Origin of the sequence: Pseudohongiella sp., from assembly GCF_040877505.1 — a bacterium.
Taxonomy (GTDB): Bacteria; Pseudomonadota; Gammaproteobacteria; order Pseudomonadales; family Pseudohongiellaceae; genus Pseudohongiella.
In genome coordinates this window covers 126360-144056 of sequence record NZ_JBBDNQ010000008.1, presented here as the reverse complement: position 1 = coordinate 144056, position 17697 = coordinate 126360, and the positions used below count along the sequence as shown (strand labels likewise).

Genomic DNA, 17697 nt, shown 5'->3' with positions numbered 1-17697 from the left:
CGTTTGCGTTTCGGTGTGTATAAACGAGTAAGCCAGAATAGTCAGTGCGCCCACAACAAGAGCGGCAGCCAGCACAATACGCAGCAATACACTGCGCATCAGCGATCGTGGGCTTGACAACTTAAGCGTTGGCATGGGCGTCGAACCTGGTGGGAAAATCTGGCAAGGCATGCTCCATTAACTTTTTAATTATGGCCATATTCGTGTGCATGGCTGGTTTACTCCTGATTCGGGTCGCCGCATGGTGCATGATTCATAGCATGCATATATACAACAATCAAATCCACGCGCTCAGAAAGATCTGGCGTTATTCGACGATAGTAGTAGCTCCCTCCCCACCTGATCCTTCACCCCCAACGCCTGCGCAAACACCTCACTGTGCGTCACGACCATCAAACTACCACGGTATTGCCGCAACACATTCGAAAACAGCGTTTGACTCTCCATATCCAGATGGTTGTCCGGCTCATCAAGCAGTACGAGCTGGGCGGCCGTCGGTCCCATCAGCGTACAGACAAGCGCGACTTTCAGACGCTCGCCTCCGCTGAGTTCGCCCACCGGCTGTAACGCCTGATCACCACGCAGCCTGACCAGCGCCAGTCGGTCCCGGTACATCGCATCGGTCCAGCCAGGGTTCAGTCGACGAAAATTCTCCAGTGCGCAGTGTGATGCATCCAGACTGCTCAAATGCTGATCGAGCCATAGCAATGAACCTCGGCGGTGAAGTCTGCCGGCGTGTGGTTCGATGTCACCGCTGATGGCGCGCAGCAATGTTGATTTACCACTGCCATTGTTGCCGCGCAGCCACCAGCGTTCACCACTCATGATATGCGCGTTGAGCGGAGACGGATGCTTCACCCAGGGCAGCACCACATTATCCAGGCGCACCAGATAGCCGGATATCGGATCCGGTTCGGTCAGCGGAAAACCCAGCGCATTGTCCTTGCCCAGCACCGCGTCGGCGACATTCAGCCGTTGCTGTTCTTCTTTCAGCGATGTCACATGCTTTTGTGCGATGCGTCCGCCCGTGGTTTCGCTGCGCTCTTTGCGCATACCCAGCAGGATTTTGGGCATGTCCTTTTTGCTGGCTTTGGCCCGCCCTCTTTTTGCACGCTGTTCGTGGTGTTCTTTCTCCATCTGTTGTTGCTGCCGCTGTTTTTTTAGGGTCTGGCGCGCATGCTGTTTGTCTTGCTGTGCTTTCTCAAGCAGTTGGGTGCGTGATTGCTGATAAGCCGCGAAACCATCGCCATGCCAATGCAGTTGGCCGTCACGCAGTTCAAGCAATCGGGTAAAGGTTTGCAGCAGGGTCTGATCATGGGTGATTACCAGGGCGCCGCCGGGTCGCTGCCTGATCCAGTGTGCCAGCCACTGCCGGCCAGCCTGATCAAGATGGTTGGTCGGCTCGTCCAGAATCAGGTAAGCATCCCGCTGGCGGGACAGTTTCAGCAGATGCAGCCGCGTACGTTGGCCGCCGCTTAGCGAACTCATGGCCGCAAGCAGACAATCACTGTTCAGGTTGAACTGAGCCAGTTCGGCTTGCAGATCTTCCTTCAGTGTCCAGCGCTCATCCAGCACGGACAGGTCATCCACCTGCCCGGACCCGGCCAGCAACCGGTCCAGCGCAGCCAGGGCTGTATTCACGCCCAGAAACGCGGCCACACTTTGTGGGTATTGTTGTTCTGCAGCCTGCTGCGACAAAAATGCCACCGGCACCTGTTGCTGCACAGAACCCTGTTGGGGTTTGCGGATGCCTGCCAGACACTCGGCCAGCAGGGTTTTGCCCGCGCCATTGGGGCCGATCAATGCCACAGGCTCGGCCGGCAAATGCAGGTCCAGCGCCTGGAAAACGGGGGGATTGGGTTCGAATGCAACGGTTAATCCCGTTGCGGAAATACAGGCCATCGCCATAAACAGCTCCTCTGTGACACCAAAATGAAAATGGGGTTCAGAGTGCTGACTTCATTGGCCTGGCTCCTGTGTAAAGTTGGTATGCTTCCTAGAATACCAGATTCGTAGTATGTTTAGGACAAAATTCAGATTCACGGAGCGAACATGTTTTTCACCCTGCTGGCCGTCACCCTGAGCCTGTCGATTGCCGTGTCTTACACGGCGGCCCGGGTCTTTCGCAAACCCATCGGCGCCATCTTCAGCCGCATCATTCAGGACGAAATCAGCGCCGCCTGGCAACGCTACGTGCTGTTCGCGACCTATGTCGTTGGCATCTCTTCCGGGGTGCGCATCTACGATCTGGAGCGTTACATCAGCCCGCAAATGGTCGATATGGAGATTCTTCAGCTGACCGTGGAGCGCTGGGTGCTGGAAATCTACCGTACCCTGATCGCCTGCCTGCAGGGCATTGCCTGGATGTACCTGGTGGTGTTTGTGGTGGCGTTGATCGCGTATGTGATCATGCGCGGTTTTGAGCTCAAGTGGGGCAAGCAATCAGAATCGCCGTAACAGAACTATTTCGGGCGTTACATCCTCTGAAACGCGCAATGGCCATGCTTCAGCGTAGCATCTTGACCTGTATACGGCATTGCCGTATGCTTGATTTATGCTATTCATCGAGACAAGCAACTTCACTAAATTGTTGCCCACGTATCTCACGGACGAGGACTATAGAGCTCTTCAAACATATTTGTTGATGCTCCCCGAAGCTGGCGACCTCGTTCCAGGGTCAGGCGGAGTGCGTAAAGTCCGATGGGCACCCGCCGGTTCCGGGAAGAGCGGCGGAGTCAGAGTGATTTATTATTTAAAAAGGTCACAGTACCAGATATGGATGCTGACGCTGTACCGGAAGTCTGAGCAGGCTACCATCCCGAGCCACCTGCTCAAGAAGATAGCGGAGGCACTGAAAAATGAGTAAGCGCGATATCGGAGAAGAGATCCTGGAAGGCATAAACGAGGTAAAGCAGTACAACAAAGGAAAAATCCAACTCCGGACCACGGCATTGTCCGAGCCCTCGTCGCCCCAGGTCATTCGTATGAAACTGAATCTGTCACAGTCAGCCTTTGCTGGCCTGATGGGGGTGAGCGTAAGGACACTCCAGGACTGGGAGCAAGGCCGGCGAGACCCGCAGGGGCCGGCGGTGGCGCTCTTGCGTATCGCGGAACAGCACCCTGAGGTATTCAGTGAGTTGCATTGATCCCAAGTGTAGCAATGAAGATCAGTTTGTATCGGCGCAAGCGTCGACGGTAGTCAGTTGTGCAGACCCGGCAGACCTTTTAAGATACCTGCAAACACAGCTTTCCATGCATACCACGCATTAGGGAAAGCCATAACAACAACATCAGGAGTTTCCTTATGCGCTTAGCCTTCAGAATACCCGCCCCTGCTCCCTTGCTCTGTCTTTCCCTTATCGCCTGCCTGGCGGGCACCGTTCATGCAGACACCTGGCCACAACAGGAAGACGGCGCCGAAGCGGCCGGCTTTACTGAGGGCGGTATCGAGCAACTGGACTCCGCCATGCGCGAGATTGTTGCCAATCAGGACGTGGCGGGCATGGTGTGGATGCTGGGCAAGGATGGCAAGATCGCCACCTATGAGGCGGCGGGCCTGGCCAGGCTTGATGACCAGACGCCAATGACCAAGGACTCTCTGTTCCGTATCTATTCGATGAGCAAACCGGTCACCGCCGTGGCCATGATGATGTTGTGGGAAGACGGCCTGTGGGATTTTGACGACCCGATCAGTAAATACATTCCCCAGTTCAGCAACCTGCAGGTACTGAGCAGCTACGACGGCGATGGCAATGTCGAACTGGAAGACCTGCAGCGCCAGCCCACCATGCGCGAGTTGATGGCCAACACCGCCGGGTTTGCCTATGGCCTGTTTGGAGATGACCCGGCCAATGCCGCGTTCCGCGATCAAGGCGTGCTGGCCTCCAGCGATCTGAACGAACTTGTTGAGAAGGTGGCCGGTATCCCTCTGATGGCTCAGCCCGGTGTGCAGTGGTACTACTCTATTGGCATGGACCTGCAGGGTTATATCGTTGAGCAGCTAACCGGCATGAGTTTTGGTGAGTACCTGCGCCAGCAGTTGTTTGAACCGCTGGACATGATGGACACCCGCTTTTATGTGCTGCCCGAAGACCGTGAGCGCTTTGCCGAGGTGCACTACTGGGACCGCGAAAATGAAAGCCTGGCGCAACAGCCCCATCGCACCGATCGCGCCGGCTACCTTGATCCTGACCGCCTGGAATCCGGCGGCGGCGGTCTGGTCTCGTCCGCCCATGACTACGCCCGCTTTATCCAGATGCTGGTCAACGAGGGCGAGCTGGACGGCGCACGCATTCTGGCGCCCGAATCCGTCCGCATCATTCGCACCAACAGCCTGACCGGCGACGAAGACATGCGTTATGGCATTGGCGGGCCCGGCCAGCCGGGTCAGGGCTGGAGTGTCAATATGGCCGTGCTCTACGATCCGCAGGCCGCAGGCTCGCCGCAGGGCCCTGGCACCTATTACTGGGCTGGCGCCGCTGGCACTTCGTTCTGGATTGATCCGGTGAATGACATCTTCTGGCTGTCCATGATTCAGGCCCAGGGCCCGCGACGACCCGGCGCTGCCAATATGGGTGAGGTGGCCAGGGATCTTATTTATCAGAGTCTGGAGAAGTAAGGGGTTAGTCTTCAAAAACTCGCCTGAGGAAGCGATCATGAAACTAGGCTGTTTTTCAGTAAGTTTGGCGGTAAAAGATCTGCAGAAATCGAAAGCCTTCTACGAAAAAATCGGCTTTGAAGTATTTGCCGGTGAGGCATCACATGGCTTTTTAATCATGAAAAACGGCGACACCAACATTGGTTTGTTCCAGGGAATGTTCGAAAACAACATACTCACCTTTAACCCGGGCTGGAATCAGAATGCTGAAAATGTGACACCCTTTGATGATGTGCGCCAGTTGCTTGAGCAGTTTAAATCCCAAGGATTGGAAATTGTCGAAGAGTCCATCACCGGTGACAAGGGCCCGTCGAGCTTCTCGGTTATTGATCCGGATGGCAATGCGATACTGATAGATCAGCATGTATAGAGGCACCTGCAATACCCTTGGAGATGAGCGCGCTGCGATCTAGACCTGTTCGCTTGCGGATTAGTCAATGGCAGTATGGCCTAATTAAATTGACTCTTGACTTTGACACTGTGTGATACCTGATACTCAATGGTGTCGTAATCAGGGCCCTTAACCTTGCGCCCGTCAGAGGAAGTCCCATGGAGTCACATATTCTGGCATCCCAGCTGCGTTGCCCCGCCGGTGCAGAAGCCACTACGGTGGCACAGAAGATGAATGAGACCAATGGTTCGCTTAACCGCAAGTGCATTGAATTGTTGCGACCAACGGCCTTTGATTCCGTGTTGGAAATTGGCCCGGGCAATGCTGCATTCGCTGGGGAAATCATTAGCCGGGCCGACAACATTTTGTATACCGGGCTCGATTGGTCTTTGGAAATGGTGGCTGAGGCTGCGCAACTGAATCAGCACCTGGTTACGCAGGGCAGTGCACAGTTTCACCACGGCAGCTCTGACCGGATTGTGTTTGACGCGGGCGTTTTCGATAAGGTGTTGACGGTACATACGTTGTACTTCTGGGAACAACCTGCCGACCACCTTGCCGAGATCAGGCGAGTCATGAAACCGAAAGGGTTGTTCTGTCTTGCGTTTGGGGATCGCTCTTTTATGAAGGATCTTCCGTTCACACCCTATGGATTCAGGCTTTACGACGCGACAGACGCCTGTGCCCTGTTGCAGTCTGCAGGTTTCGATATCCTGGACGTATATCAACATCTGGAAAGCGGCCTTAGCAATGCAGGCGACCCGGTGGAGAAGCTCGTCAATATCATTGTCTGTCAGGCATTACCCAAGACCCCACAATCGTAGCATGGGCGATCCAGTAGCCTTGGGCACCAAACTCCGCTAAAGTCTACGATAGTCCCTTGACAGGGCGCGCCCATTCTACTGGGAGGCTCGCCAGTGAAATAGTGCAAGCTCACTCGTCAATAAGCCGGATAAAAGGAATGACACATGTTTGAGGTTTTGGTCCTCAGCTTCGCTTTTTTCGCGGGTCTTTTAGTCAGGCAGGTCGGGCTGCCACCGCTGGTGGGTTTCCTGGCCGCCGGTTTTGCTCTGAACGCCTTTGGCCCCCTACTCGGCCTGCCCGACACGGCGGGTGACATTTTGCATTATGTCGCCCACCTCGGCGTGTTGATACTGTTGTTCACGGTGGGGCTGAAGCTCAAAATCAGTCAGCTGGTACAACCGCAGGTTATCGGTGGCGGCCTGCTGCATTTCGCCATCACCGTGGGTATCTTTACCCCGGGCATTCACTTTTTCATGGGCCTGGATTGGAATACCTCCCTGCTGATCGCCATGGCTCTGGGTTTTTCCAGCACGGTGCTCGCCGCCAAGATCCTGGAGGGCAAGCGTGAGATCGGCGCCTTCCACGGCCGTGTTGCCATCGGCATTCTGATCATTCAGGACATCATCGCACTGGGAGTCATCGCGGTGTGGAGTGGGGAGACACCGTCCATCTGGGCGTTGTGGATTCTGGGCCTGCCTCTGCTGCGGCCGGTACTGCACAAGTTGCTCGACCTCAGCGGCCACGAAGAAATTCTGGTATTGATGGGCATGGTGCTGGCCATTGTCATCGGCGGCTACGGATTCGAAGTGGTGGGCGTCAGCCCGGAGATCGGCGCTCTGTTGATGGGCGTGTTGCTAGCGAACCACAAACGCGCCACTGAGATGTCGAACTCGCTGTGGAGCCTGAAGGAAATCTTCCTGGTGGGTTTCTTCCTCGAGATCGGCATGCAGGGGCTACCCGGTCTGAGCGATGTAGCATTCGCGTTAACCTTTGCACTGATTTTGCCGCTCAAGGGTCTGTTGTTCTTTTTTATCCTCATCCTGTTCCGGCTGCGCGCGCGCAATGCCATGCTCGCCGGCCTGAGCCTGACCGCCTACAGTGAATTCGGCCTGATCGTGTCAGCGGCCGTGCTGCCCGAGTGGATCGTGCCGCTGGCGCTGACCGTAGCGATCTCATTTGTGATTGCTGCGCCATTGAACCACTTTGCCCATCCGTTGTTTGCGCGCTTTGAAGAGTTTTTGGGCAGACTGGAGCGCAAAAGCAAACACCCCGACGAAGAGCCGGCGGAATTTGGTGATGCGCAGGTACTGGTGCTCGGTATGGGCCGCACGGGATCGGCGGCGTATGATTATCTGGTAGCACAAGGCAATTCCGTTATCGGGCTGGAGTCGGATCCGTATCGAGTCGCCGCGCAGGTCGAGAAGGGTCGCAATGTGTTGTACACCGATGCCGAAGATTCGAACTTCTGGCATGGCGCCGATTTCTCCGGCATCCGCGCGGTGGTGCTGGCCATGGATCTGGTAGACGCCAAGGTGTTCGCTGCACGCCAGCTACGCGCGCGTGGTTTCAAAGGCGCGGTGATTTCTCATGCGCTTTATGAAGACCATGTGGCCCGGATCATCGCTGCGGGCGCCGACCAGACCTACCTGACCATGCAAGAAGCTGGCAAAGGTCTGGGCGAGCATGTGCAATCGGCCCTGTCAAAATGAAGGACCAATCGTAAGTGATATTTTTTCGTCAATTCAGACGCGTCACCACTGCCACCAAAGGTCACACTATGAATATCTGTAAAGTAGTCACCACGACGATCATTGCCCTACTGCTGACATTGACCGCTCAGGCCAACGCAGCACAGCCCCCCTACCCCCATGCCGATGAACCCATTGGCACGGTCCGCGAAGTCTACGACGGCAGACTGTATCCGGACATTCAGGTCAATACCTTCCGCAATATTGACCGTCTGTTCCCGACGCGTACCGTACCGCGCGGCGAAACGGTCAGCGAACTGCCGATGAGTGACACGCCGCTGCAGGCATTCTCCTACACCGTGGATGGTCAGACTTACGATCTGTACGACGTGCTGGCGATGAACCGGGTCAGCGGTTTGCTGATCATCCGCAACGGCGAAATCCTGTTCGAAAAATACCTGCTGGGCAACGACGAGCATACCCGCTGGATGTCCATGTCGATGGTCAAGTCCATGACCGCGATGTTGATCGGCGCGGCAATACAGGACGGCCACATAAACAGCATCGACGACTTGATCGTTGACTACCTGCCCCGCTTTACCGGCACCGCCTACGATGGCGTCACGGTCAAACACTTGCTGCAGATGAGCTCCGGCGTGGCCTGGAACGAGACCTACACGGACCCAGCATCTGACAGAAGGCGCATGCTGGAAGCACAAATAAGCGGGCGACCCGGCGCCGTACTTGACTTGATGGGGTCATTGCCCCGGGCCGCCGAGCCGGGCACCCGCTGGAACTACAGCACTGGCGAAACCCAGCTGGCGGGTGCGCTGGTGCGGGCTGCCACTGGCAAACCGGTTGCCGACTATCTGTCGGAAAAAATCTGGTCGAAGATGGGTATGGAATCCGATGCCAACTGGTGGCTGCAATCCCCCGACGGCCTGGAAGTGGGTGGCAGCGGTTTGTCGGCGACGTTGCGCGACTACGCCCGTTTCGGTTTGTTCATGCTAAACGACGGTGTCATTGATGGCGAACGCGTATTGCCCGAAGGCTGGATGGACGCGGCCAGTTCTCGTCAGGTGATCAGCGGGGAGACCGTGGACTACGGTTACATGCTGTGGCCCTTCCACGACAGAAGCTACTCGGCGGTGGGCATTTTTGGCCAGTACGTGTTTGTTGATCCGGACAAGGAGCTGGTGGTCGCGATGTGGGGTGCGCAGCCCAAACCGTTGGGCCGTACCGGGCTGGACGAGGAGCGATTTCTGCAGGCGCTGTCAGACTCCTTTGAGTAAGAGACAAATAGTTTATAACCTGTATCAAAACGGAGACTTGCCTACATGAAATTTTTACTGTTTTTAGGCACGGTCCGGGACAGCACCCCGCCCAAGCCCGCTCGGCTGGGTAAACGGGTGGCGGAAGCTTGCCTGGCGTGCCTGCAGGAACGCTTTCAGGATCACGAGATCGAGCTGATTGACGCCCTGGACTATCCGGCCGAGGCGGTTTTTAAACCACATTTTGCTTATGCAAAAAGTAAGGCGCCCGACAGGCTCAACGCCCTGGCAGACAAGATTGCCGATTGCGACGGCTTTATCATGGTCAGCCCTGAGTACAATCATTCCATGAGCCCGGCGCTGGCCAATCTGCTGAACCACTTCGGCAGCTCTCTGTTTGCCTACAAACCCAGCGCCATCGTGACCTACTCGGCCGGTCAATGGGGTGGCATGCGGGCAGCCATTGGCATGCGCACATTTCTGTCAGAGCTGGGCTGCCTGCCCGTGTCGGCGATGATTCACGTACCCAAGGCGCAAGACGTGTTCACCGAGGATGGAACTCCGCAGCCGGATGTAGACCAGGCGGGCTGGTTTGATTATTTCGGCAGGACCTTTAACCAGCTGGTGTGGTGGGCGCAGGCGGCCGGTGAACATCGCGACCGGGTTGATCCGCATGCCCTGATGCGGGATTTCACGCGCGATCCGTCGCAGCGCAATGCGCCGTAGCAGGTGGTTCCGGCGCATGGCGCAGTATCAGGGGAATTATCCACGGGGATGTCGATTCTGGCTCATATCATTCGACTATCGACAGTAATTAGAATTATCGGGCACTAACATGAACCACACAAAGGAGATTTCCGATGATCAATAATCCAGTCGTGCATTTTGAAATTTACGTGCAAGATATGTCACGCGCCAAAGCCTTCTACGAGGCCGTGCTTGAAATCAAACTTGAGCACATGCCCAATCCAACGCCAGACATGGACGCCGACATGTGGTTCTTCCCCATGGACAAAGAGGCCGGCATGAGTACCTACGGCGCAGGCGGCATGCTGGCAAAAATGGAGGGGTTTACCCCTGGCACCGGCGGGACCCTGGTCTATTTCGGCTGCGACGACTGTGGTTTGCGGGCCTCCCGGGCGGCGGCGAATGGCGGCAGTATCTTCCAGGAAAAGATGTCCATTGGTGAACATGGTTTTTGTGCATTGGTTAAAGATACCGAAGGCAATGTGATTGGGTTTCACTCTATGACATAGTTGAGCCCCAGACGTTACCGGTTCCGCAGGAGGAAAAAATGTCAAAGTACAGTGCCGTCGTAAGATGGACCCGTGACGAAAACGAGTCCTATATTGACAACAAATACAGTCGCGGCCATGTCTGGGAGTTTGATGGCGGTGTTTGTGTGCCGGCGTCATCATCGCCTCACATCGTCCCTGTGCCTTATTCGGTTGAAAAAAATGTTGATCCTGAAGAGGCGTTTGTTGCGTCTTTGTCGAGTTGTCACATGCTTTTCTTTTTGGCAATTGCCGCCAAAAAGCAGTTTGTGATTGATAGTTACACCGATGATGCCGTCGGCCTCATGGAGAAGGATCAATCGGGCAGGATGGCCATGACAAAGGTCACTCTTCGGCCAAAAGTTGTGTTTTCGGGGGACAAAACACCCTCAAGAGACGAGCTTGAAAAAATGCATCATTTGGCGCACGAAAAGTGTTTTATTGCGAACTCGGTGAAAACACAGGTAACCACTGAAATTCATGATTGACACGGGTTGTCAGCAGCCGCCAGCCCTCAACGTCGCAGTCTCGATGATGCGGTAAGGAGCATAGATTGAACAAAGTATTCGTAAACATTGCGCTTAGCCTGGATGGTTACCTGGCACCAGAAGGGATGACCATGGCAGATCCCGGGCACAAGAACTGGGATGAAAAGTGGGGGGCGCTTATGGCATGGCTGCTCAATCAACAGTATATGCGTGAGAAACTGAAGTTTGGTCCCGGCGGAGAGACCGGCCCGGTCAACGACATGGTTCGCCATACCTTTGAGCGCACTGGCGCTAACATCATGGGTAAACGCATGTTCGATCAAGGCGAGGTTAGCTGGCCCGAAGAGGCTCCGTTTCACTCGCCGGTATACGTTCTAACCCATGAGAAGCGAGACCCATGGGTGCGCCCTGGCGGAACGACGTTTTATTTTATTAATGAAGGGCCCGAACGTGCATTGGCGCTGGCGCGCGAGGCAGCAGGGAATCGTGACATTCGCATCTCAGGTGGCGCGGATGTGATACAGCAATACCTGAATCTTGGTGTTGTGGATGAGCTGGAAGTTGCCCTGGCACCGGTGTTCTTCGGCAGCGGGCGGCAACTCTTTGAAAACCTGAATGAACCCGCTCCGCAGTTTTCCATTGACACGGTTCTTGATGGTGCGGACGCCACACATTTACGTTATGTGAGACTGTGAAGGAGGCCTGATAATGCAACATACCGGTCGATGCCAGTGCGGCAACGTGCAATACGAACTCTCGGGAGACCCAAAGGGGGTCGCAATCTGCCACTGCAGGGATTGCCAGCGCAGTGCTGGCGCGCCAATGGTCGTCTGGGCCATGTTTCCGGAAGCAGAGGGCAGGGTCACAACCGGCGAGCCAAAGACAATCAACTCATCTGGTACAGCCATGCGTTCTTTCTGTCCGGAGTGCGGCACAGGGCTTTTCTATCAAAACGCTGTAAATCTGCCGGGTATCATTGACGTGCAGGCATCAACGCTCGACAACCCTGATGCGCTGCCGCCAGCAATTCATATTCAAACTGCGGAGCGGCAGTCCTGGTATTCACACGTCGACACGCTGCCGGCTTTTGAGCGCTTTCCTGAGGGTTCCTGAAATTGGAATATACCCCTCACCGCATTCGAGACAAACGATATCCAGACGGACTACAAGCGGCTTAAGGGTAAGAACGTGGTGTTCACCATGACACCGACTCAGGCCGGTGAGGTCACTATTGCGATTTTTTCAGATACCTGCGGTAACCTTATTCAGCTTTATCAGGTATAACAGAGTACTGGACCTCTGAAGAGAGGCCTGTGAGTCTGCGCTGCGCATCAAGAGGCAACAACATGAACGGCATCGTCGATCTTCCATCCCTGCTGCAGTCACTGGTCCCTCGCCTGACAGAGGGTGAATATGTATTCTGCAGCGTCACCGGGCCGCTAACTGATTACGCGTCGCTTGATCCCATTGCGGCCATCCGGGAGACAGAGGGTCTGACCTTGATTCTGCCAGTGTATGTTGCAGAGCTGGAGGGATTAAGCTTTCACGGAACCTACCGGCAAATTACGCTGACCGTACATTCCAGCCTGGAGGCCGTGGGATTGACCGCGGCTGTGTCGGTCAGGCTGGCGGCCAATAACATCCCGGCCAATGTAGTGGCCGGTTATTATCATGATCACATCTTTGTTCCCGGCGACAAAGCTGACCAGGCATTGCAGGTGCTTAGCCAGCTGAGTAACAACCCAAATGACTAAAGGCAGCAATAATGCGTAGCTGCGCAATCAGTAGATGACGAAATCGCTAGCTGTCATTAAATTGGAGAGCGTGATGCTTGAACTGAGACCAAACTGCGAGTGCTGCGACAAGGATCTGACACCCGATTCGCCTGACGCGGTAATCTGCTCATTCGAATGTACCTTTTGCACCTCCTGTGCATCGGGTATATTGAACAATCGATGTCCGAACTGCGGCGGTAACTTTGTGCCCCGCCCCATTCGTCCGCGCGCCGCGTTAAACAGGAATCCGGCGTCCACAAAACGTGTTGTTAAAGCCGAAGGCTGCGCTGAGCATTTATAATCGTTTTCCGCTGCCCAGGAGTAACAATGAGAACAAAATACCTGGTTATTGTAGGATGCACAGTCATTGTCGCTGGTGTCGCCCTGTTGAGCTTGAATGTCACGGACACGGCAACGACTGAACAATCGTATGAACTGATTTTGGCACTTGAAACCTTGCCCAATGAACTGCTTGCTGCTGGCTCTGCTTCAACTACAACAGAACCTGGCAACACTCGCACCAACAACCTTGAAGTCACGCAACGCCAGCTTAAGACGGCACTCACGGAAATCAGGGACCGCCAGATCCTGGACCAATCGGATTCGGCATTGAGTGACCTGGACGAGTTGATTCAGCGTTACGACGAGATGTCGCACGCGGAGAAAAGAGATCTACTTACCGCTTATGCGACTCATTTCCTCAGAAACGCCCAGCATGATGATGCCCGCTACTTTTATGAACAGATCCTGCAGCTACCAGGATTGGAACATACCAACCGGCTGGCCATACTCCAGATGCTGGCGCGAATTGCGATGGCCTCGGAAGACTGGGAAGGTTTCATGGTTTACAACGATCAGTATTTTGAGTCAGGCGGCGGCTATAACTGGGTGGTCACCGGGCACCTGATCAGAGCGTTTAGTCAGCTGGAAAATTTTGATGCCGCTGGCGAGGCTTTTCTGCTGCACTTTGAAACTGGCATTCATCCTGAGTACGACGGCAGTGACGTGCAGTATCAAAGACTTTACGGCAATATCGATTCCATTCCGTTAGATATGTCGGATGCAGCGAACGCGCTATTGTTGGCCCAAAAGATGACTGAACAATTTGATCAACCCGAGAATTGGCGGGTGCTTGCTGAACTGTACAATATGACGGGGGACGTCAATAACTATGAACAGACACTCGCGTCTGCGCGGACCAGAGATCTCATTGACAGCGCGGGAAACTGGGTTCACGAACTCGCCAATCAATGAACCGGGCGTTAATCTATAGGCCGACTACGGAGAACGAATCTTGGATTTGATACTGTTTCTGGTACTTGCCTTTGGCCTGATCATCATTCCTGGCCCCAATGTGATTGTCATCGTCACCACCAGTATTGTGCATGGCAAAGCCAGAGGGCTGCAGACGGTCGCCGGGACAAGCTGTGCCATGATCGTGCAGTTGCTGGTCGCCGCAGTGGGTACGGCATGGTTTGTTGCGGCACTCAGTGAAGGCCTCAGATGGCTGAAGTGGCTGGGCGTTGCGTACCTGTTTTATCTGGGTATAAAACAGATTCGGGCATCGATAAAGGGTACAGCCCAAGGCCCTCTGAGCGCCGCAGGTTCGTTCCAGAGAGGTTTCTGGGTGTCACTGACAAACCCCAAAACGATCCTGTTTTTCGGCGCGTTTTTACCGCAGTTTGTGTCGGGTCAGGAAAATTATTTTGCCAGCATCGCATTGCTGTCAGCGATCTTCTGGCTCATGGCTGTGGTGTTGGACTCAGCCTATGCGCTGCTAAGCGGGGCGCTGGCCCCGGTGTTGCGTTCAGGTCGTCAAAACCGTTTGATTGGTATCTTCAGTGGCGGTCTATTTATGAGTGCCAGCGTTGCCCTTGCAGCGGTGGGCCGTGAGTAGCTTGGCGCCCCGGGCGGCCTGGGTGGCAATACTCAGCGGCGTAATCTATAACAGTGGTTAACCATTGCTTATTTGTCCGCCCTGAACACTTATTTCAATCCGATAATAACGCTTTACGTTATTATTGCATCGCGTTATTATATGCCCATGATCGTTTCATTCAAATGCAAAGACACAGCGACGCTCGCCAGCGGTCGTCGCGTGAGGCGTTTTGTTAACTTCGAGCGAGTGGCGCTCAGAAAATTAAGACAACTACAGGCAGCCAGCGTGTTGGACGATCTGAAAATTCCGCCTGGAAACATGCTGGAACCGCTGTCTGGTAACCGTCAAGACCAATACAGCATTCGGATCAACAGGCAATTCCGGCTTTGCTTTCGTTGGACCAAGGCCGGAGCAGAAGATGTTGAAATTGTTGATTATCATTAGGAGGTAGCTCATGCGCAATATTGATGCGGTATCGCCCGGCGAGTTACTGAAGGAAGAGTTTCTCGACCCCATGGGCATCACTCAGTATCGCCTGGCCAAGGAGATTGGTGTACCCGCCCAGCGCATAGGTCAGATTGTAGCGGGCAAGCGCGCGATAACCGCAGACACAGATCTGAGGTTTTGCCGTTTCTTTGGCCTGTCGAATGGCTACTGGTTGCGGGCGCAGGCCGCCTATGACACGGAGATCGCTGAAGATGCGCTGGCCGAGCAATTGAAGAATATCCGCCCATGGAAATCAGAGTCTTCCGTGGGCGGCCTGGCGTAGCGAGCCATTGCGGGCGCACATTAATCGTCTAGCCGGTCTCGTGATCGTTGAGAGGCGCGGTGTCGTCGTCACTGAATATCTGTTCAATCGACAAACTGAATAGTCGCGCGGCGCGGAACGCCAACGGCAGGCTGGGATCAAACTTGCCTTTTTCGATCGCGTTAACGGTCTGCCGCGACACTTGCAGGGCCTCTGCCAGCTGCGCCTGGGTCCAGTCCCGTTCCGCACGCAGCACTTTAAGCCGGTTTTTCATCGAAAACTCCAGACCCGCCAGATCGTGGAAATCAGGTAGGTAAGCCCCATGACCACAACCAGATGAGCAATATCCGCATCGAACGCGATCAGGTCGTAGGCATCCATCAACGAGTACGGGATGCTGACGATCAGGCCCACCCCCAGCGTGATGCCCATCGACTCCAGGGTAATTCGTTTATGCATTTCATCGAGGCTGACGATGTGCTTTTTGTTGGCAACCACCATGCCTGCACCCACCAGAACATTCAGTAGCACAACGGCCAGTGTCACCCCGGTGTTTTCGTCCCAGACAAATTTGGGTCCGAAAGCCAGAATGGCACATGTTGCTACCCAGAAGCCGGTCCAGGCAGCCAACGCGCGGGTGGTGCCTGCGATCCTGGTTTCATAGCTGTCATGTTGATTTGAGTGCATGTCGATCTCCTTGTCTAAAAGTAAAATACACTTTACATTTCCACAATAATCACCAACCCGCTTTGTGTCAAGTATGTTTTACATAAAGTTAAGTGTTATTGATTACAGGCCCATGCTGCCCGCTGGAGGCAGACGTACATTCGAGCTATCATCAGACAACGGAAAGTACGGGGGTAACAAAACGATATGGTGAGGCTATTCCTGGCTGGTCTCGGTTCAGGGTGACCCGCCGCACTAAGCGCGTGATCGCACATACCTTCCTGTCTACGCACGCTAAACTTTGATCATAAGCAGAGCGGCCGTAAAGAAAGTCAAAACTGACTGGAAGTGCCCATTCGATTTCAAGGAGCAGTCATGAACACGGCCGTAGCCACCACCAGAATCCCTCCCTGCTCAGCGCAGGCAGTAGAACTGAATGCTGGCGATGAATTGGTGATCATCGACCCGGAAGGGCAACAAGTCAGCGACCTGGTTGCGTTTGCGCGGGCGGAGCATAATGAGTATCTGTCTTCGGGCCGTTCGCTGGATTATGCCTCGCGCCTGTGGCTCACGACGGATGATGTTCTGTACTCCAACCGTAGCCGCCCGATGTTCACTATCCTGGAGGATACCTGCGGTCGACACGACTTTACGTTGACCCCTTGCTCCAAAGATACCTTCAGGATCATTTACGGAGAAGACGAAGGGCGCCCGGGCTGCGAGGGCAATCTGGTGACGGCGCTGGCCCCTTATGACATCGGTGTCGACCGTATACCCATCGCATTTAACGTTTTTATGCACGTCGCTGTGGATGCAATAACCGGCGAATTCCGCGTGCGGCCGCCTCTCAGCAAAGCAGGGGATTTCGTGCGCCTGCGGGCCGAAATGCCACTCATCGTGGCGATGACGTCTTGTTCTGCGGGACAGTCGAACAATTTCTGCTTCAAGCCGATAGACTTTCAGGTTGTGCGCCACGAAAACTGAAGTCCATCACTCTCAACTCTCAATCTGAGCCCGCTGTTGTTGAACTCCGCCTTGTTTGCGACGCCACCGCGCTGCCCGATGTCACCAACTAATAGCCGAAATGGCAGCCTGCCAAAAATACTCCCAGACTAACACCCTGAATATATTATATTTTTATTCTGGCGTGTTAATTGCTTAGTGCTTCCGGGGCCACAACAAACCCCGGGATGCAGACCTGTACCGGGCCTGCAAAAAAGCATTGAAGGAGTTTTACGTGAAGTTAGCAAACTACATTGTTTTAGTCAGTTCTGTTTTGGTGTTCGCACATGCATCTGCAGCAGAAAAAATGATCGCTCTGTCTGACTATGAGTTGCACACAACAGTGCAAGGCGATGGCGACAACATCGTTCTGTTTGAGGCAGGGTTCGGCAGTGACAGCACTGGCTGGAGCGATGTCATTGAGCTCCTGGGTTCAGACTATACGGCCGTGGCCTATTCCCGAGCGGGACTGGGAAAGTCCGGTTCCGATGGCAAGGCCAAAACCATTGATGAACACCTCGAAGATTTGGCCAGCGTAGTCGAAGCGCTGGGAAACGGTCAGAAGATTGTTCTGGCAGGTCATTCCTATGGGGGCATCCTGGTAACTGAATTTATGTTGGCCCACCCGGCATTGGTTAAAGGCGTTGTGCTGGTTGATCCATCAACACTGACGCAGCGACTGGCGTTTAAAGCAGTGGCCGAAGCAAGCGTGCTTGCAGACGACACAAAACTGCTGGCCTACATGCCGCCCGAGCTTGTTGATCAATACCGGTTGTTGATTGAGCAGATGGATAATGCTGAAGCGGACAGCGGCAATTTTCAATCAGATATTCCCATTGCCATTTTGACTTCAACCAAGGTGTTTGATGAGCCTTTTACGTTTGAAGAAACTGAGCAGGGCAAACAGATTTGGCAACAGTTGCATTCGCAGCTCTTCGCCCGGTTCAGCAACGGTATGCATATTAAAACGGCAACGGCCGGACACAGCATACAGACGGAAGAGCCCGGGCTTATTGTCAAAGCGATACAGTACGTGAGTCAGTAGCGCTCTCGT

24 protein-coding genes are annotated in these 17697 nt (G+C 54.5%); 21 read left to right on the top strand and 3 right to left on the bottom strand.

What is annotated here, in order from left to right:
• Positions 1 to 291 precede the first annotated feature (291 nt).
• The gene (locus WD071_RS03265) at positions 292 to 1908 is read right to left on the bottom strand and encodes an ATP-binding cassette domain-containing protein (protein WP_368046889.1); all 1617 of its coding nucleotides are present in this window, start codon (positions 1906 to 1908) and stop codon (positions 292 to 294) included.
• A 144-nt stretch (positions 1909 to 2052) separates the two neighbouring features.
• Here WD071_RS03265 and WD071_RS03260 point away from each other — a divergent pair, with 144 nt between their 5' ends.
• The 19 genes from WD071_RS03260 to WD071_RS03170 all read left to right on the top strand — a co-directional run bounded on the left by WD071_RS03260 (position 2053) and on the right by WD071_RS03170 (position 14996).
• Positions 2053 to 2457 (top strand): hypothetical protein, encoded by a 405-nt coding sequence (locus tag WD071_RS03260; protein ID WP_368046888.1) that lies wholly within the window; start codon positions 2053 to 2055, stop codon positions 2455 to 2457.
• A 401-nt stretch (positions 2458 to 2858) separates the two neighbouring features.
• Positions 2859 to 3146: a helix-turn-helix domain-containing protein gene (locus WD071_RS03255; RefSeq protein ID WP_368046887.1), complete on the top strand. Its 288-nt coding sequence runs from the start codon at positions 2859 to 2861 to the stop codon at positions 3144 to 3146.
• A 158-nt stretch (positions 3147 to 3304) separates the two neighbouring features.
• Positions 3305 to 4618, top strand: coding sequence for a serine hydrolase domain-containing protein (locus WD071_RS03250; protein ID WP_368046886.1), 1314 nt, complete (start codon positions 3305 to 3307; stop codon positions 4616 to 4618).
• A gap of 37 nt (positions 4619 to 4655) precedes the next feature.
• Positions 4656 to 5027 (top strand): VOC family protein, encoded by a 372-nt coding sequence (locus WD071_RS03245; RefSeq protein WP_368046885.1) that lies wholly within the window; start codon positions 4656 to 4658, stop codon positions 5025 to 5027.
• 179 nt (positions 5028 to 5206) lie between these two features.
• Entirely contained in the window at positions 5207 to 5872 is a 666-nt protein-coding gene (locus tag WD071_RS03240; protein ID WP_368046884.1) for a class I SAM-dependent methyltransferase, read from the top strand.
• Positions 5873 to 6016: 144 nt separating this feature from the next.
• Complete coding sequence (locus tag WD071_RS03235) at positions 6017 to 7561, top strand: cation:proton antiporter (protein WP_368046883.1); 1545 nt, start codon at positions 6017 to 6019, stop codon at positions 7559 to 7561.
• A gap of 68 nt (positions 7562 to 7629) precedes the next feature.
• Positions 7630 to 8832, top strand: a complete 1203-nt coding sequence (locus tag WD071_RS03230) for a serine hydrolase domain-containing protein (RefSeq protein ID WP_368046882.1) — start codon at positions 7630 to 7632, stop codon at positions 8830 to 8832.
• 45 nt (positions 8833 to 8877) lie between these two features.
• Positions 8878 to 9537 (top strand): NADPH-dependent FMN reductase, encoded by a 660-nt coding sequence (locus WD071_RS03225; RefSeq protein ID WP_368046881.1) that lies wholly within the window; start codon positions 8878 to 8880, stop codon positions 9535 to 9537.
• Positions 9538 to 9671: 134 nt separating this feature from the next.
• Positions 9672 to 10067: a VOC family protein gene (locus WD071_RS03220; RefSeq protein WP_368046880.1), complete on the top strand. Its 396-nt coding sequence runs from the start codon at positions 9672 to 9674 to the stop codon at positions 10065 to 10067.
• A 38-nt stretch (positions 10068 to 10105) separates the two neighbouring features.
• On the top strand, positions 10106 to 10573 hold the full coding sequence (locus WD071_RS03215) for an OsmC family protein (RefSeq protein WP_368046879.1): 468 nt from the start codon (positions 10106 to 10108) through the stop codon (positions 10571 to 10573).
• A 65-nt stretch (positions 10574 to 10638) separates the two neighbouring features.
• Positions 10639 to 11268, top strand: coding sequence for a dihydrofolate reductase family protein (locus tag WD071_RS03210; protein ID WP_368046878.1), 630 nt, complete (start codon positions 10639 to 10641; stop codon positions 11266 to 11268).
• 13 nt (positions 11269 to 11281) lie between these two features.
• Complete coding sequence (locus tag WD071_RS03205) at positions 11282 to 11686, top strand: GFA family protein (RefSeq protein WP_368046877.1); 405 nt, start codon at positions 11282 to 11284, stop codon at positions 11684 to 11686.
• Positions 11687 to 11695: 9 nt separating this feature from the next.
• Complete coding sequence (locus tag WD071_RS03200) at positions 11696 to 11857, top strand: VOC family protein (RefSeq protein ID WP_368046896.1); 162 nt, start codon at positions 11696 to 11698, stop codon at positions 11855 to 11857.
• Positions 11858 to 11919: 62 nt separating this feature from the next.
• Positions 11920 to 12327: an ACT domain-containing protein gene (locus WD071_RS03195; protein ID WP_368046876.1), complete on the top strand. Its 408-nt coding sequence runs from the start codon at positions 11920 to 11922 to the stop codon at positions 12325 to 12327.
• A 73-nt stretch (positions 12328 to 12400) separates the two neighbouring features.
• Positions 12401 to 12649, top strand: coding sequence for a DUF1272 domain-containing protein (locus WD071_RS03190; protein ID WP_368046875.1), 249 nt, complete (start codon positions 12401 to 12403; stop codon positions 12647 to 12649).
• Between the two features lie 86 nt (positions 12650 to 12735).
• Entirely contained in the window at positions 12736 to 13602 is an 867-nt protein-coding gene (locus WD071_RS03185) for a hypothetical protein (protein ID WP_368046874.1), read from the top strand.
• A 40-nt stretch (positions 13603 to 13642) separates the two neighbouring features.
• Positions 13643 to 14245 carry a LysE family translocator gene (locus tag WD071_RS03180; RefSeq protein WP_368046873.1) on the top strand — a complete coding sequence of 201 codons (603 nt, stop codon included), beginning with the start codon at positions 13643 to 13645 and terminating at the stop codon, positions 14243 to 14245.
• Positions 14246 to 14392: 147 nt separating this feature from the next.
• Positions 14393 to 14671 carry a type II toxin-antitoxin system RelE/ParE family toxin gene (locus WD071_RS03175; RefSeq protein WP_368046895.1) on the top strand — a complete coding sequence of 93 codons (279 nt, stop codon included), beginning with the start codon at positions 14393 to 14395 and terminating at the stop codon, positions 14669 to 14671.
• A 10-nt stretch (positions 14672 to 14681) separates the two neighbouring features.
• The gene (locus tag WD071_RS03170) at positions 14682 to 14996 is read left to right on the top strand and encodes a HigA family addiction module antitoxin (RefSeq protein WP_368046872.1); all 315 of its coding nucleotides are present in this window, start codon (positions 14682 to 14684) and stop codon (positions 14994 to 14996) included.
• A gap of 28 nt (positions 14997 to 15024) precedes the next feature.
• On the opposite strand, the gene WD071_RS03165 is transcribed toward WD071_RS03170, so the two are convergent.
• Together WD071_RS03165 and WD071_RS03160 are read right to left on the bottom strand one after the other, a co-directional pair.
• Positions 15025 to 15249: a helix-turn-helix transcriptional regulator gene (locus tag WD071_RS03165; protein WP_368046871.1), complete on the bottom strand. Its 225-nt coding sequence runs from the start codon at positions 15247 to 15249 to the stop codon at positions 15025 to 15027.
• A complete protein-coding gene (locus tag WD071_RS03160; protein WP_368046869.1) occupies positions 15246 to 15662 on the bottom strand; it encodes a hypothetical protein in 417 nt (138 codons plus the stop codon). Before WD071_RS03160 ends, WD071_RS03165 begins: the two co-directional genes overlap by 4 nt.
• Positions 15663 to 16016: 354 nt before the next feature.
• Here WD071_RS03160 and WD071_RS03155 point away from each other — a divergent pair, with 354 nt between their 5' ends.
• Both WD071_RS03155 and WD071_RS03150 read left to right on the top strand, forming a co-directional pair.
• Positions 16017 to 16625: a DUF1989 domain-containing protein gene (locus tag WD071_RS03155; RefSeq protein WP_368046868.1), complete on the top strand. Its 609-nt coding sequence runs from the start codon at positions 16017 to 16019 to the stop codon at positions 16623 to 16625.
• 238 nt (positions 16626 to 16863) lie between these two features.
• Positions 16864 to 17688, top strand: coding sequence for an alpha/beta fold hydrolase (locus WD071_RS03150; protein ID WP_368046866.1), 825 nt, complete (start codon positions 16864 to 16866; stop codon positions 17686 to 17688).
• The last annotated feature ends 9 nt before the right edge of the window (positions 17689 to 17697 follow it).